Here is a 13,402-nt window from a genome sequence, read left to right on the forward strand (position 1 = left end):
ACGGAGGCGACTCGCTGAATCGCCTCCCCTTTCGCACCGCCGACGTCGATCAGCTCTCCCCCTTTTCTTCGATCACTGCCCCTTTGGTCTTGCCATGCGGGTCCGAAACCTTGACCGATGGAAACTGCGACGATGCATAGCGCACCACTAGAATCGCGAAGGCCAGCAGCAGAATTGCACCGCTAAGGTACACGACGNTGATCGCGACATAGATCAGGAAACGCACGGGCATGTGATTGGTCTTGAAGTAGATCCCCACCATCGCGCCCAGCTCCAGGTAGATGAACAGCAGCAGGATGTCATCGACCGTGATGTGCCCCTTCTCCAGCATCCCCAGAAAGGCCATGACCGCAGCCCATGCAGTGACCGCGCCGATGGCGAACAGCGCCAAGTAGTGGAAGGTCTCGACGAACAGGTTGCCGAGCGACTCGGCGCAACTGTGTACGTGCTGACGCAGTGATTCGGCCCAGTTGATTTTCACGATTGAACTTCCTTGAGTAACCCAGAACGGATAATGCCGCGCGCGCATGAAGCTTTTGCTTGCGGATTTTGCCAAGCATTAAAGGGGCCATTGACTACCCTTGAGAACGTGACCGGATGTCGCAAGCCGGTCTGGCGCTAAAAATGCGTATGAATTGCCACTACCCAAGCAGCATCGATTCCCTTATGCTGCGCACTGTATAAAAACACAGTACCCGCTAAAGATATTTATCGTGAAGGCATATGAGGTGGTAAATGGCCGTCGAAGTGGTATACCGCAGCAGCCGAGATCTGGAGCGTTTGTTCATGGATAAAGCCGAAGCTGACCGTCATGACAAAATGCTCGAACTCGCCGAGTTGCTGTCCAGCGTATTGAGCAAGGCCGTGCCTTCCCTGTCCGAAGCACAGGTTGAAGAGGCTGGCATCTACATGGCGAAAAACCGCGACGTCTTCGCCCGTGCGTTCAAGAATCAGCCGGACGCGTTGAATGAATTGCTGAGTGATGCGGCTGACGAGTAACTCAGTCCCCCATAGCAGTCCGGCTTGCCGGCGGTAGCGGTCTGGGGAAAGCCACCGCCGGCAGGCCGTGTTGCGACAGGAACATGCGTCGCTGGCAGCTACTCCGGTTTTTCCAGCTCTTGCACCAAGGCCCTGAAGAACCGCGCTGCCTCACCGCCGGTGACAGCACGATGATCGAACGTCAGCGACAACGGCAGGATCGGGTGAACCACCACTTGCCCGTCCATCGCCACCGGTTCTTCGCGAATGCCACCCGCACCGATGATCGCCACTTGTGGCGGAACCACAACCGGGTTGGCGTAGCGACCAAAGAGGGTGCCGAAATTGGACAGGGTGATGGTCGCGCCCATCATTTCTCTGGGCGGGATCGAACGCGCTTTCACGTCGGTGCGCAGACGGTTCATGCCCTCTTTCAGATCTGCTGACTGACGATTACCGACGTCGCGCAGCACCGGTACGAACAAGCCATCCGGCGTGTCGACCGCGATCCCCAGATCAAGATTGTCGTGATGCCTGATCGACAGCGACTTGCCGTCGAACCAACTGTTGAGCACCGGCTCCACCTTGCACGCGGCTGCCATGGCCTTGCCGATTCGAATGAGCGGATCGCGCGCCGCCCCCCAGCGGTGCAGATCGGCATCACCGAAGATCGTCACCGGCACCACCTCTGCGTGGGACTTGGCCATGTTCAGCGCCATGCTGCGGCGCACGCCCCGCAGCTTCTCGCCACCGAACTTGTCGCGCTCTGCCTGAGAGGCATTCTCCACATCGGAGCGGGTAATCAGGCCATCACTGCCAGACCCCGTCAGGGCATTGAGGTCGACACCCAACTGGCTCGCCAATTGTCGAACGGCCGGGGTCGCCCGCGTGGACATGTGCTCGCGGGTCGAAGGCGCAGCGCCAACGAAGAACTGATCGTCCTGGCTGTTGCCGCCTCCTTCAAGACGCCCGACCACCGTGCCCGCATCGCCCTCCCCTTCGAACGCCATCAACGGCTCTCCGACGTGCAGAATGTCGCCATCGCCGCCGTACACTTTTGCCACTACACCATCGTATGGCGCGGGGATATCGACGATCGCCTTGGCGGTCTCGACCGACACCACAAGCTGATCGGCCTTGACCGTATCCCCAGCCTTGACGTGCCACTGGACGATTTCCGCTTCCTGTAAGCCTTCGCCCAGGTCAGGCAGTTTGAAATATTTCATCGCAAGCCTCCTCGGCCTTCAGGCGAAATTCAGGGCACTGTCGCAGGCGTGAAGAATGTCTTCGACGCTGGGGATATACAGCTGCTCAAGCCGGTACAGCGGCGGCGGGATGTCCGGCGCGGTGACCCGTTGAATGGGCGCCTGAAGATCCAGCAACACTCGCTCGTAGAGACTGGCGGCGATTTCCCCACCGAGCCCGCCTGAGCGCGGCGCCTCATGCACGATGACGCAACGGCCGGTTTTGCGCACCGACGCCTCGAGTGTGTCGAGGTCCAGCGGTTTGACGCAGGCGACGTCGATCACCTCCGCGGACACGCCCCGCTCGGCCAAGGCATTCGCGGCCTGCAGGGTTTCATGAACACTGGCGCCCCAGCTGATCAGCGTGATGTCGCTGCCTTCACGCAAGGTGAAGCAGGTGTCCAGAGGGAGGCGTTTGCCATCGTCGATCAAGGTTTGCGGGTTCATGCGATAGAGTCGAGTGGGCTCGAGGAAGATCACTGGATCGGGATCGTCGATGGCAGCGAGCAACAGGCCATAGGCGCGGGCGGGCGACGAAGGAATGACCACCCGCAGCCCTGGAACATGGGCGAACATCGCTTCGGTGCTTTCGCTGTGATGCTCCGGTGCACGAATGCCGGCGCCCATTGGCGAGCGCATGACCATCGGGCAGCTCAGCCTTCCACGCGTGCGATTGCGCATGCGAGCGGCGTGGGATACCAAGTGCTCCATGGCGGCATAAATAAAGCCCATGAACTGAATCTCGACCACTGGCCTGAGTCCCTGCGCCGCCATCCCGACGACCAGACCGCCAAGCATGGTTTCCGCCAATGGGGAATCGATTACCCGTTTGAAGCCAAAGGTATCGCGCAACCCCTGAGTCGCCCGAAAAACTCCACCGTTGACGCCCACGTCTTCGCCGAGCACCACAACGTTTTCGTCCTCACTCATGGCTCGGTGCATCGCCAGATTGACCGCTTCGAGCAGGCTCAGCTTTTTGTCTGTGGAAAGATCATTCGCCATGGTCGGCACCTCCATGACGACGCGCCACACGCTCAAGAAACCATTCGCGCTGGTCGGCCAACGGGGCCGGCCACTTCGCATAAACGTGGTCGATCACCGATTCGGGAATTTGATTGCCCGCGTTTTCGAAGTTATCCACAGACTGCTGAACCAGTCCCTGACATTCGCTGATCAATGCCTGTTCGCGACCCTCGTCCCACACGCCTTGACTGGCCATGAATGATTGCAAGCGCTTGATCGGCTCTTCCTGCCACGCCTGTTTCACTTCTTCGGCAGCACGATAGCGGGTGGCGTCGTCCGCGGTGGTGTGGTCGCCCAAACGGTAACTCAGGCATTCCAGGAGCACCGGGCCTTTGCCCTTTCTTGCCCGTTCGAGTGCCACCTTCATGCGGTCGTACACCGCGAGGATGTCATTACCATCGACCTGCTCGCCGTGGAACCCGGCGCCAATGGCTTTCTGCGCCAGGGTCGGCGCGCCGCACTGGATCCGCCGGGGCACTGAAATCGCCCACTGGTTGTTGTTGATCACGAACACCACCGGCAGTTGCCAGGCGCCCGCCACATTCAATGCTTCAAGGAAGTCTCCCTTGCTGGTCGCCCCATCACCGCATGTGGTCACGGCCACCCGGTGCTCGCCGCGAATCTTGAAGGCGCTGGCCACACCGCAGGCATGCAGCGCCTGAGTCGCGATGGGGACACAGAGCGGAAAGTCCTGCGCCACGGCAGGTTCGGCGTAATCGCTGCCCCGCTCGTCGCCGCCCCAATACAGCAGGATTTCTTCCATGCGCACGCCCCGCATCAATTGCACGGCGGTGTCACGGTAATAAGGAATCAGCACATCTTCAGCGTGCATCAGGCTGCCGATGGCAACCCCGATGGCTTCCTGACCCAGTGTCGGCGCATAGGTACCGATGCGACCGGTACGCTGCAACGCGACAGCCTTCTGATCGAAGAGTCGGGTCAGAACCATATGCCGATAAAGACGAGTCAGAAGATTGAAGTCATCTGCCCAAGGGGGGAGTTCTCCGGTCAGGCGACCGTCGGGGGACAGATAACGGGTGTACGCAAGATCGATCTTGTTATTGGACATTGCACACTCCTGGACACGCGGCTGCCCAGTGCGAAGCACGCGTGATGGTCACAACTCGCCACTTGTGGTCGCGAGTCCGTTTCGAGAAGCACCGGTAAGGCACTTACTCGATATTGAGCAGGCGTTCTGCCAATGCATCGGCAACCCGCGCGGGTGAGCGCTTTTCGGCCTGTGCATGGGCAAATACTTCAGTCAGCCGTATTCCTATCTGGGACAGATGCGCGGTGATGGTGTTCTGGTTCTCTCCCTGATGTTGCAGTGCGACATAGATCAACCCGCCGGAGTTGATCACGTAGTCGGGTGCGTAGAGGATGCCGCGAGATTCGAGCTGGTCGGCGATGGCCGGGCAACTCAGCTGATTGTTGGCGCCACCGGCCACGGCGGCGCAGCGCAATTTGGTCACGCTGTGGCTGTTGAGAACGCCCCCCAGCCCGCAGGGCGCGAGGATGTCGCAGGGCGTGCTGAGTAACGATTCGCTGGAGACCGGCTTGGCGCTCATTTGCTCCATCGCCAGCTGCACCTTGCCACTGTCCAAGTCCGCGACCAGCAACTCGGCGCCTGCGGCGTGCAGTTGTTCGGCCAATGCCCAGCCCACATGGCCCAATCCCTGGATCGCCACGCGCAGCCCTTCCAGATTGTCACTGCCCAGACGCGCCATGGCGGTCGTGCGAATACCGGCGTACAAGCCCATGGCGGTATACGCCGAAGGATCGCCCGATTCGGTGGTGCTGGTGACGTGCTGGGTGTATTGAGCGATGCAGTCCATGTCTTCGCTGGACGTGCCGCTGTCCATGGCCGTGATGTAGCGGCCATCGAGGGTCTGAATGAAGCGTCCGAACGCCTCGAACAGCGCAGCGCGATCCGGAACATGCGCAGGCCGCAGAATCACGGCCGTTCCCCCGCCCAATGACAAGCCAGCCAGCACGGCTTTGTAGCTCATGTTCCTCGCCAACTGAATAGCGTCTTCGACGGCGCTCCCTTCATTTGGATAGGACAGATAGCGACAGCCGCCCAGAGCAGGGCCCCTCTGACTGCTGTGAATCGCGATCACTGCTTTAAGGCAGGTTTGAGGATCGACGATCATGTGCAGCGATTGAACGCGTGAACTTTGCATGAGAGCGAACATAGGCGGTGCTCCCGTTTTTTTGTATTGCGAGTATAGGCGCTGGCAGAAAAAACGGCGGACCAGTCCGATATATACATGCTTAACGTGGCCGTTTACGGGGCATATCGCGCAGGTCGGTAATCGCCACTGGACGAACGCCATCGCCAGGGCTAAAACGGATCATCCCCGACCTGGAGACGTCGATGAATCCACGCCAGCACTGCATGGACAGCCTGCAACGTACGCCACCCTCGGTATTCGAGGCGGCGCTGTGGATATCCGTTGAGCACGATGCCCAAGTCAAGCCCGATGAAACCCTCGAATTGATCGCTCAACTCCAGCGTCGGATCAGCGCAGCGCTTCCTCTCCTGCCCGCTGCCGAGCTCGCCCAACCGCTATTGCGACAGATGGCGACGATAGGTTTTCAACAGGATGACGTGGCTCAACCCAAACCTCAGGTTGCGTTGCTCAATAAAGTTGTCGAGCGCCGTCGGGGGCAGCCGCTGGGGTTGGCACTGATCGCGCTGGAACTCGCCCGCCGTCTGGAAATTCCGCTTGAAGGAGTGAACTTCCCCGGTCATTTCCTGCTTCGGGTGCCGGGGGCTGACCATACGCTTGACCCTTTCGGGGGACGAAGGCTCTACCCCAAGGATTGTCGTGAGCTGCTGCTGCGTCAGTTCGGCCCCGACATGCCGCTCAAGGCCGAACACATGCGCACGGCCACACCGCAGGCGATGATTCAACGGTTATCGCGCAATCTTCGCCATTTGCATCAGATCAACGACGACCTGCTGGCCTCACTCAAAGACGCCAATCGAGTGCTGGAAATCGGGCAAGCCAACACCAGCGACTACCTTGCTCGCGCCAGCCTGTATCAGACGCTGGAATGCCCGCAGGCGGAACGTTTCGACCTGGAGCATGCGCTGTTGCTGAGTGACGATCCGGTGCAGCGGATCAGGTTGACCCAGCGCCTGGTGCAATTGCCATCGGGGCGAGCTGTGCATTAAGAGGTGCCCGCCAGCCCGACAATGATTCGAAGCCAGACGAAAGCTCCACTCGCGTCCATTGTTGCCGCCCAAGTAATACTGCATGTCGTAAACAGCTATGTTTAGTCACGTCGAAACAACTTACCATTTACTCACTTCGCGGCCGCCCTCGCCGCGAACTGGAAGTTCGTTTTCTTTCGTCTGGTCATGAACATGCGCCAGGCCTCTGAGCGATTTCCCCGGACGTAGATTTTCAAGCTCCTGGATCTGACGTCTTTGTTTAGCCGCTGCCGCTGCAGCGGCTTTTTTTTGCTTCTTTTATTGCATCTACAGTAGCGCATTGATACTGAAAGGGCGTTGTCGTTTTTTTGCATGACTTCGAGATTTTCTCAGAAACGTCCCACGCGTTTTCGAGCCTGAGCCCTACGGCTTTTTTATGCGTTCATATGTTTAAACGTTAGTCATCGAAGCGAAACGGAGTTTGCATTCCACGCGACGATAAACAACAAAAAATGACTAATGGAGTTTTATCATGGACAAGAAAAAAATCATGGCACTCATGCTGGCGATGAGTTTGGGGGCATTGGTGGGCAGCGCTGCAGCCGAGCCTGTGGCGAACAACTTGAATTTTTGCACCAAACGCTCGGGGTCTATCTCCTCAGGGACAGTCGGAGCACGACAGGAAAAAGTTATCTATGGGCCTTACACTGTCACCTGCGGTACCACATCACACCACTTCAACATCAGAGGTGCGTCAGGCCAAATTCCAGTGGTTGTTCAGCGATTGCAGAACGGTAGTTGGTCCGCAGTGACCGGACGAGTCTACGATCCATCCGGCCGCTTCGGGAGTGGAACCTTCAGGGTAGTGGCCGACAATCGACAAAGTGAGACCCCGATCAGTTACACCGGTAGTTACTCGGTACCAATGTAGACGCTGTTGACCTGGGTCGTGAGGCTCACGGCCCAGGTCCCCGCTTTCAATAAGGTTAAGCGCGGATACTCACCAGTCCTCGCTGGCGAGGCGTTTTTGCATACTCTTCGAGTGCCATCACTATAGAAATTGACGTCTTCAACTCCACCAACGCGCCCTTGGCCATCTCATTGCCTTCCTTGATAAAATCGTTCAGCATGCCCAACTGCTTTTCAAAATAAGCATAAGCGTCGACCTGAGCGTCCATGTTTATTTCTATTCCTTGAGCATCAAACTGAACATCGACACTTGAAATTGCCCCGATAAGATCTCCGTCGATGATTCCACGCTCGGCCAGAATCACGCCTATCTCCATTAGCTGTCTGTTACTGGTCTTCCTGGGATCAAACCCCGCGAGACTGATATTCAACCCCTGCAGCTTTTTAACATTCGGAATATCCTTGTCCGCCCAATACTGCCGAACCTTTTGCTTCACTGCTTCTTCATTCGGACTGAGCCCTGATTTGACATTGAATCGTTTGTCGGGCGCCGGGGCATACACCCTCAACCGCTCCTGAACTTTGCTCAAATTCCCGATCATAAATCCTCCGAAGATCAAATTGACCTTCAGGAGCTGTCGGAAGCACAGGGAAGTAATTGAACCAAAAAAAGCGAAGACGGAATCATTGTTTTATTTAGAGAATAATCCTACAGGCGCTCAAATAATGCTCCTACGAAAACGGCCAATCCGATGCCGCGAACTGGCCGCTTCTGGCTGACCCAATAGACTCAGCCGGCAAATCTCTGCAGATTCGCCATCATCTCCTTCAAGGCCTCGACGTTATCCGCCGGATGCGCCGCGCCTTCAAAGTTTGCTATAGCCCCCCATTGAGCGGCCACGTCCTCCGGGCTGAAGCCTTCGCGCGGATCGAAGCCGGCACCCAGGCTGCGTTCCCAGCGCACTTTGCCGACCCAACCACCGCCGACTTCATACAGGCCAGCACTGTCCTGACACTGCTCGCTACCCAGGTACACCACCAACGGGCTCACCAATTCCGGTTTGAGAAGCTCGAAAACGCTGGCGGGGATCAGGCCTTCGGTCATACGCGTGCCACCGGTTGGCGCAATGGCGTTGACCAGAATGTTGTTCTTGCGGCCCTCCAGCGCCAGCGTGCGGGTCAAACCGTAAAGACCGAGTTTGGCCATGCCGTAATTGGACTGCCCGAAGTTGCCGTAAATACCGGAAGTCGAGGATGTGAAGATCACGCGACCATAGTTCTGTTCACGAAGATGCGGCCAGGCGGCGTGGGTCACTTTGTAGGCGCCTTCGACATGCACCCGATAAACCAGATCCCAGTCGGCGTCTTCCATCTTGGCGAAACTCTTGTCTCGCAGGATCCCGGCGTTATTGACGACGACATCGACGCGACCGAATGCATCCAGCGCGTTCTGCACGATCTTATCGCCCTCGGTCACCGAGTCGTGGTTGGCAATCGCCTGACCGCCCGACTCGAGAATTTCAGCGACCACCCGATCAGCCGCCGAAGCATTGGCCCCTTCGCCGTGGGCCGATCCCCCTAGATCGTTCACGACCACCCGGGCGCCATGCCGGGCGAACAGCAGCGCGTGCGCACGTCCCAAGCCGCCGCCAGCGCCCGTGACGATCACCACTTTGTCGTCGAAACGTATGGATTCACTCATGTCGATTTCCCCCGATGATGGCGCGCGTTCTCGTGCCCGGTTTACGAGTGCAGTCCGACGGGGCAGAAAGGACAAGAACGGCTAAACAGTCATCGAGTGTCAACCAGTCGCAGGTTGGTCACAATCAACACGAAGCGCTCTGAATAGTGCTTGATAACGTAAAGGGATGATCAGGGACGGTCGTGTTCTGAAGAACGCGAACGGGTGCCACGGTTGGCCGAAAAGCGCTCACGGCAGCTCGAAACTCTTCGTAGAAGCGCAGCACCAACTCTGGCGCCTCCGTGTGTGGATAGCGGCCGACCGCAGGAATCAGAACGGTATCGGGATTGGGCACCAGTTCGCGATAACGTTCGACCATGTGCCGGCCAGAGACCGGATCGGCGGCACCATCGATGAACCGCAGCGGCACACGGCCCAGTTGCATGGCCGTGACCCAGCGCTCACGCTGAATCAGCCGTTCGGGGATATAACCGATTAAACGATAGAGAATATGATGGCCACGATTCGCAGCGATCAAGCTCCAGAAGTCGTCCAGTTCACTTTCCGTAGGGCGGGTATTGGGGCCGAAGATCCGGCTGAAATCCCGATCCAGGCTGTCACGGTCGAACATCCGGCCGATCAGCCAGCCGAAGGGACTGAGCAGCAGTTTCTGGACCAGCAGCGGGCGATGCGCCTCCGGGAACAGCCCGCCGTTTAGAAACACGCAGCTAGCCATCGCGAAACGGCCTTCAGCGTCCCGCGCCAGTAACTCCTGCGCAACGCTGTCCCCGTAGTCGTGCGCCAGCACATGCACGGGCTGTTGAATGTCCAGATGCTCAAGTAAGGCCTGCTGCAAATCCGCCTGCTCAACAAGGCTGTAAGCGTGATCGCGCGGCTTGTCCGAATCGCCGAAGCCAAGCATGTCGCAGGCGATCACCCGGTACTGGCGGGATAACGGCTGCCAAAGGTAATTCCAGTCCCAGCTGGCTGTCGGGAAGCCATGAAGCAACAGCAACGGTTCACCCTGACCGGCAGCCCAATAACGAATCCGGTGGCCGCGAAATACGAAATCGTGCCCGCGGGTGCGCCAGACGCTGAGAGGGATTTCGGCAGGCCTCATTACTGAGCGTATCCCGGTGAAAACTGATCGAGTTTGCGTAGCAACCCAGGCCATGCCAACTGTCCGCCCATGCCTTCAGCGCTGCGCGTCACGCCGGCGATCATGGCCTTGGCGCCCGCCAGAATCTGGCCGTCGATGGCAATCAATTCAGCCCCGCCACCCTGAGCCAGCACCTGGATTTCGCAGGCGCGCTGGAAGGTGAACATCATCAGGAAAGTGTCGGCGATGCTCGAACCGCAGGTCAAAAGGCCGTGGTTGTTGAGCATCAGAAAATTGCAATTGCCCAAGTCCGCTTGCAGGCGCGCCTTTTCTTCATGATTCAGTGCCACGCCTTCGTACGCGTGATACGCAAGACTGGCCACCACAAACAGTGACTGCTGACTGATCGGCAGCACGCCCTGCTTCTGGGCGGAAACCGCAACGCCAGCCGCGGTGTGAGTGTGCATGACACACATCACGTCATGACGCACTTCATGCACCGCGCTGTGGATGGTGTAACCGGCGGGGTTTATATCGTAGGGGCTGTCCATGAGCTTGTTGCCGGCCTGATCGACCTTTACCAGGCTCGAAGCGGTGATCTCATGAAACATCAGGCCGTAGGGGTTGATCAGGAAGTCATCGGTGCCCGGGACCTTGGCCGATATGTGCGTGAAAATCAGATCATCCCAGCCGTGCATGGCGACCAGTCGATAACACGCGGCGAGATCGATCCGCGCCTGCCACTCTGAGGCGCTGACGTGATCCTTCACGCTTGAATTGATGTGGCTGACGGTATCGGCATGGACCTGTGCGACTTTCACGATCGGCTTTCCTCGGCGGTTATCCTGCTCTAATGGATCAGCAGTCTAGTCAGACGAGATAAAAGCGGTACTTGCCTTCGCAGCCACCTTAATGACCCGGCGAGTCAGCACCTGTCGCAATGCTCTGGAACGGTATTTTCAGAGTATCCAGACCCATAATGGCGCGGCAAACAAATTGAGTAGCCCCGTCAGCACCATGACCAGCCCGGCCACCGAACCTTCTTCGCCGCCCACTTCCCGGGCCCGACGGACGCCATCGCCGTGGGCACCGACACGAAACAGGGCGCCACGTGCCAGCGCAGAACGCAACGGTTCGCGCGATCAGGCGCTCAGTTTGCTGACGAATTGAGCGAGCCAGGGTTCGGCGTCGGTTTCAGGGGTCACCGTTTCGCTGGCATCCAGGCGCAGCATGTCTTGCACTTCGCGTATGCCCAGCTCCATGAACAATTCGCGCATCTGCTCCCCGCCGCCGCAGAAGGTGTCGCCATAACTGGCGTCACCCAGAGCAATGACTGCACCCGGCAAGCCGCGCCAGGCAGCTGGCAATACGTCGCGAATCTGTGAGTAGAGCGGCTGAAGATTATCCGGCAGCTCGCCAAGCCCGGTGGTCGAGGTTACGGCCAGCAGGGCCTCTGGCGCAAAAGCTTGCAGCTCGGCCAGGCTCACCCGGGGGTTGAACAAGACCTCGTGACCTGCATCCTTGATGATCTGCTGCGCGTGTCGGGCGACTTCTTCGGCCGAACCGTATACCGAGCCCGAAACAATGGCGACTTTCATTCTCTGATCCTGTGACTGAGTAAAATCGTGCGACATTATGCCCCAGACCGGCGCAATGTCTTAGAATGCACCCATTGCCGCATTTCATCGGTATCCAGAAAGACCTCATCGCACAGGTGTGGGCGCAACAAATAACTGTCGAAGTGCACGCAGAACTGGCGCAAGCTCGTACTGAAAGGTGCTGACGCGCAACATTTTGCAACTGACGAACGGCAGCAACCAAAAAGCGAATTTATTGTCTGCTTTTTCAATAACCGGTTAATCGAGCTCGACCATGCAGCGCGACAATATCCTCACGCAGGATGAGCTGGACTTCATCCAGAACATGCAGCACAACCCCAAGCTGAATCTGCGTGACAAATCTCGCAGCCTGGTGGTTAACGGTGGCGTTCAGATCCAGGATCTGCTGACGCGACTGGCTGCGCATGAACAAGTGACGATCCAGGCGCAATTCGACAATCAGCAAATGACGTTTCCGCTGCATCTGGTTGAAGACGAATTCCATGCACTGCATCTGGAGCTTGGTGCACCCAGCATCTTCGAAGAAGGCCCACGCATCCGACCCTGGCGGTTGATTTTGCCTGAACCTGTGGCGCTCGAAACAGAAAAGGGTTCGCTGACCGCATTATGGGTTCATGAGATCTCGTTCAAAGGGATCCTGCTGGAAATCCGCAAGCAAACCAAACCGCCCAAATACTTCTCAGCCTGGTTCACCCCCGTGGGTCTGGCACCCATTGCTTTGCGTGGCACGTTCGAACGCCTTACCGAGCAAGGTCTGGCAGCGTATCGTTTGAGCCAGAACAGCAAGGAAGACACTGAGCGCCTGCGTCAGTACATTCTCCAGGAACATCGCAAGATCCACCCCTCGATGCACCTCTAAGGCCGGGATCGTCGTGCAGCCGCTGCTGCCAGGTCGCCGACCACCCCACCAGAAAGCAGGACCCCCTTCGCTTCAGGCGCGGATTCAGGAATAATCCTTGCTTGCTTTTCAACGAAGCTGACGCAACGCCACCACCCCGGCGTTACGCCCTGTGATTTCCCTACCCGGGAACCTCACTCGTCCATCGGAGATACACAATGTCTACCTCACCCGTCACGCTGATGGTTGCCCGTCGCGTCGCCCATGGCCGCTATCAGGAACTGATTGCCTGGCTGCATGAAGGCGAACAACTCGCTACAGATTTTCCCGGCTACCTGGGTTCCGGCGTGCTCGCTCCGCCTCCGGGAGACGACGAGTTCCAGATCATTTTCCGCTTCGCCAATGAAGCCACCATGCACGCGTGGGAGCATTCTGCATCCCGACGCTCCTGGTTGGTGCGTGGCAGCGGGCTGTTTGCCAAGAATTCCGTACATCGCGCGCGCGGCATGGACGGCTGGTTCGGCACTATCGGTCAGCGCCCTCCTCGCTGGAAGCAAGCCATCGCGATCTGGCTGGCCTTCTTCCCTGTTTCTCTGATCTTCAATTATGTGCTCGGCCCGCTGCTCGCTCAGTTCGACCTGCTGCCGCGCATCATGATCAGCACGCTGATTCTCACCCCGCTGATGGTGTTCTGGTTCATCCCGCTGTCGACGCATCTGTTGTCGGGCTGGTTGCACAGCAACGCGCAACTGCCCGCCACCCCCACCGAGTCGGCCCCCAGCCGCTGACCCTGAACACCTCTGTAGGAGATCGGCTCAACTCTGTAGGGTATTTCAACAATACAACTACGG

14 protein-coding genes and 3 pseudogenes are annotated in these 13,402 nt (G+C 58.2%); 5 read left to right on the forward strand and 12 right to left on the reverse strand.

Annotation, left to right across the window (positions count from 1 at the left end; translation table 11 throughout):
• Nucleotides 1–49: 49 nt before the first annotated feature.
• A pseudogene (locus D3M70_RS33840) lies at nucleotides 50–197 on the reverse strand (phosphate-starvation-inducible protein PsiE); the annotation flags it as partial.
• A 1-nt stretch (nucleotide 198) separates the two neighbouring features.
• Nucleotides 199–481, reverse strand: a pseudogene (locus D3M70_RS30110) (phosphate-starvation-inducible protein PsiE); the annotation flags it as partial.
• 254 nt (nucleotides 482–735) lie between these two features.
• On the opposite strand from D3M70_RS30110, the gene D3M70_RS30115 reads away from it, so the two are divergent.
• Entirely contained in the window at nucleotides 736–999 is a 264-nt protein-coding gene (locus D3M70_RS30115) for a YebG family protein (RefSeq protein WP_081565456.1), read from the forward strand.
• A gap of 98 nt (nucleotides 1,000–1,097) precedes the next feature.
• On the opposite strand, the gene D3M70_RS30120 is transcribed toward D3M70_RS30115, so the two are convergent.
• From D3M70_RS30120 to D3M70_RS30135, 4 genes are all read right to left on the reverse strand, one after another.
• On the reverse strand, nucleotides 1,098–2,204 hold the full coding sequence (locus tag D3M70_RS30120; RefSeq protein ID WP_120129730.1) for a dihydrolipoamide acetyltransferase family protein: 1,107 nt from the start codon (nucleotides 2,202–2,204) through the stop codon (nucleotides 1,098–1,100).
• Between the two features lie 18 nt (nucleotides 2,205–2,222).
• A complete protein-coding gene (locus tag D3M70_RS30125; protein ID WP_120129731.1) occupies nucleotides 2,223–3,224 on the reverse strand; it encodes an alpha-ketoacid dehydrogenase subunit beta in 1,002 nt (333 codons plus the stop codon).
• On the reverse strand, nucleotides 3,214–4,314 hold the full coding sequence (pdhA, locus tag D3M70_RS30130; RefSeq protein ID WP_120129733.1) for a pyruvate dehydrogenase (acetyl-transferring) E1 component subunit alpha: 1,101 nt from the start codon (nucleotides 4,312–4,314) through the stop codon (nucleotides 3,214–3,216). The genes D3M70_RS30125 and pdhA overlap by 11 nt, the downstream gene beginning before the upstream one ends.
• A 103-nt stretch (nucleotides 4,315–4,417) precedes the next feature.
• Entirely contained in the window at nucleotides 4,418–5,440 is a 1,023-nt protein-coding gene (locus D3M70_RS30135) for a Glu/Leu/Phe/Val dehydrogenase dimerization domain-containing protein (protein ID WP_120129734.1), read from the reverse strand.
• A gap of 182 nt (nucleotides 5,441–5,622) precedes the next feature.
• Here D3M70_RS30135 and D3M70_RS30140 point away from each other — a divergent pair, with 182 nt between their 5' ends.
• Together D3M70_RS30140 and D3M70_RS31805 are read left to right on the forward strand one after the other, a co-directional pair.
• Nucleotides 5,623–6,426, forward strand: a complete 804-nt coding sequence (locus tag D3M70_RS30140) for a SirB1 family protein (RefSeq protein ID WP_120129736.1) — start codon at nucleotides 5,623–5,625, stop codon at nucleotides 6,424–6,426.
• A 511-nt stretch (nucleotides 6,427–6,937) separates the two neighbouring features.
• On the forward strand, nucleotides 6,938–7,336 hold the full coding sequence (locus D3M70_RS31805; protein WP_133306541.1) for a hypothetical protein: 399 nt from the start codon (nucleotides 6,938–6,940) through the stop codon (nucleotides 7,334–7,336).
• A 55-nt stretch (nucleotides 7,337–7,391) separates the two neighbouring features.
• Here the strand turns inward: D3M70_RS31805 and D3M70_RS30145 are convergent, their stop codons facing one another.
• The 6 genes and pseudogenes from D3M70_RS30145 to D3M70_RS30170 all read right to left on the reverse strand — a co-directional run bounded on the left by D3M70_RS30145 (nucleotide 7,392) and on the right by D3M70_RS30170 (nucleotide 11,692).
• Nucleotides 7,392–7,916, reverse strand: a complete 525-nt coding sequence (locus D3M70_RS30145) for a hypothetical protein (protein WP_120129737.1) — start codon at nucleotides 7,914–7,916, stop codon at nucleotides 7,392–7,394.
• Nucleotides 7,917–8,104: 188 nt separating this feature from the next.
• Nucleotides 8,105–9,016 carry an SDR family oxidoreductase gene (locus D3M70_RS30150; protein ID WP_120129739.1) on the reverse strand — a complete coding sequence of 304 codons (912 nt, stop codon included), beginning with the start codon at nucleotides 9,014–9,016 and terminating at the stop codon, nucleotides 8,105–8,107.
• A gap of 124 nt (nucleotides 9,017–9,140) precedes the next feature.
• Entirely contained in the window at nucleotides 9,141–10,115 is a 975-nt protein-coding gene (locus D3M70_RS30155) for an alpha/beta fold hydrolase (RefSeq protein ID WP_120129740.1), read from the reverse strand.
• Nucleotides 10,115–10,876: a class II aldolase/adducin family protein gene (locus D3M70_RS30160; RefSeq protein ID WP_165869933.1), complete on the reverse strand. Its 762-nt coding sequence runs from the start codon at nucleotides 10,874–10,876 to the stop codon at nucleotides 10,115–10,117. Before D3M70_RS30160 ends, D3M70_RS30155 begins: the two co-directional genes overlap by 1 nt.
• A 177-nt stretch (nucleotides 10,877–11,053) precedes the next feature.
• A pseudogene (locus D3M70_RS30165) lies at nucleotides 11,054–11,227 on the reverse strand (LrgB family protein); the annotation flags it as partial.
• Nucleotides 11,228–11,236: 9 nt separating this feature from the next.
• Nucleotides 11,237–11,692: a flavodoxin gene (locus D3M70_RS30170; RefSeq protein WP_120129742.1), complete on the reverse strand. Its 456-nt coding sequence runs from the start codon at nucleotides 11,690–11,692 to the stop codon at nucleotides 11,237–11,239.
• A gap of 274 nt (nucleotides 11,693–11,966) precedes the next feature.
• Between D3M70_RS30170 and D3M70_RS30175 the strand changes: the two genes are divergently transcribed.
• Both D3M70_RS30175 and D3M70_RS30180 read left to right on the forward strand, forming a co-directional pair.
• Nucleotides 11,967–12,572, forward strand: a complete 606-nt coding sequence (locus D3M70_RS30175; protein ID WP_120129743.1) for a hypothetical protein — start codon at nucleotides 11,967–11,969, stop codon at nucleotides 12,570–12,572.
• A gap of 197 nt (nucleotides 12,573–12,769) precedes the next feature.
• Entirely contained in the window at nucleotides 12,770–13,339 is a 570-nt protein-coding gene (locus D3M70_RS30180) for an antibiotic biosynthesis monooxygenase (protein ID WP_120129745.1), read from the forward strand.
• Nucleotides 13,340–13,402 lie beyond the last annotated feature (63 nt).

The sequence above is a fragment of the Pseudomonas sp. LS-2 genome (assembly GCF_003605735.1).
Classification (GTDB): Bacteria; Pseudomonadota; Gammaproteobacteria; order Pseudomonadales; family Pseudomonadaceae; genus Aquipseudomonas.

Bases quoted from the DNA above. Each gene is read 5' to 3' on its own strand.
- D3M70_RS30145 (WP_120129737.1), bottom strand. From the start codon at position 7,916: ATGATCGGGAATTTGAGCAAAGTTCAGGAGCGGTTGAGGGTGTATGCC.
- D3M70_RS30170 (WP_120129742.1), bottom strand. From the start codon at position 11,692: ATGAAAGTCGCCATTGTTTCGGGCTCGGTATACGGTTCGGCCGAAGAA.
- D3M70_RS30120 (WP_120129730.1), bottom strand. From the start codon at position 2,204: ATGAAATATTTCAAACTGCCTGACCTGGGCGAAGGCTTACAGGAAGCG.
- D3M70_RS30175 (WP_120129743.1), top strand. From the start codon at position 11,967: ATGCAGCGCGACAATATCCTCACGCAGGATGAGCTGGACTTCATCCAG.
- D3M70_RS30135 (WP_120129734.1), bottom strand. From the start codon at position 5,440: ATGTTCGCTCTCATGCAAAGTTCACGCGTTCAATCGCTGCACATGATC.
- D3M70_RS31805 (WP_133306541.1), top strand. From the start codon at position 6,938: ATGGACAAGAAAAAAATCATGGCACTCATGCTGGCGATGAGTTTGGGG.
- D3M70_RS30180 (WP_120129745.1), top strand. From the start codon at position 12,770: ATGTCTACCTCACCCGTCACGCTGATGGTTGCCCGTCGCGTCGCCCAT.
- D3M70_RS30125 (WP_120129731.1), bottom strand. From the start codon at position 3,224: ATGGCGAATGATCTTTCCACAGACAAAAAGCTGAGCCTGCTCGAAGCG.
- pdhA (WP_120129733.1), bottom strand. From the start codon at position 4,314: ATGTCCAATAACAAGATCGATCTTGCGTACACCCGTTATCTGTCCCCC.
- D3M70_RS30155 (WP_120129740.1), bottom strand. From the start codon at position 10,115: ATGAGGCCTGCCGAAATCCCTCTCAGCGTCTGGCGCACCCGCGGGCAC.
- D3M70_RS30150 (WP_120129739.1), bottom strand. From the start codon at position 9,016: ATGAGTGAATCCATACGTTTCGACGACAAAGTGGTGATCGTCACGGGC.
- D3M70_RS30115 (WP_081565456.1), top strand. From the start codon at position 736: ATGGCCGTCGAAGTGGTATACCGCAGCAGCCGAGATCTGGAGCGTTTG.
- D3M70_RS30140 (WP_120129736.1), top strand. From the start codon at position 5,623: ATGAATCCACGCCAGCACTGCATGGACAGCCTGCAACGTACGCCACCC.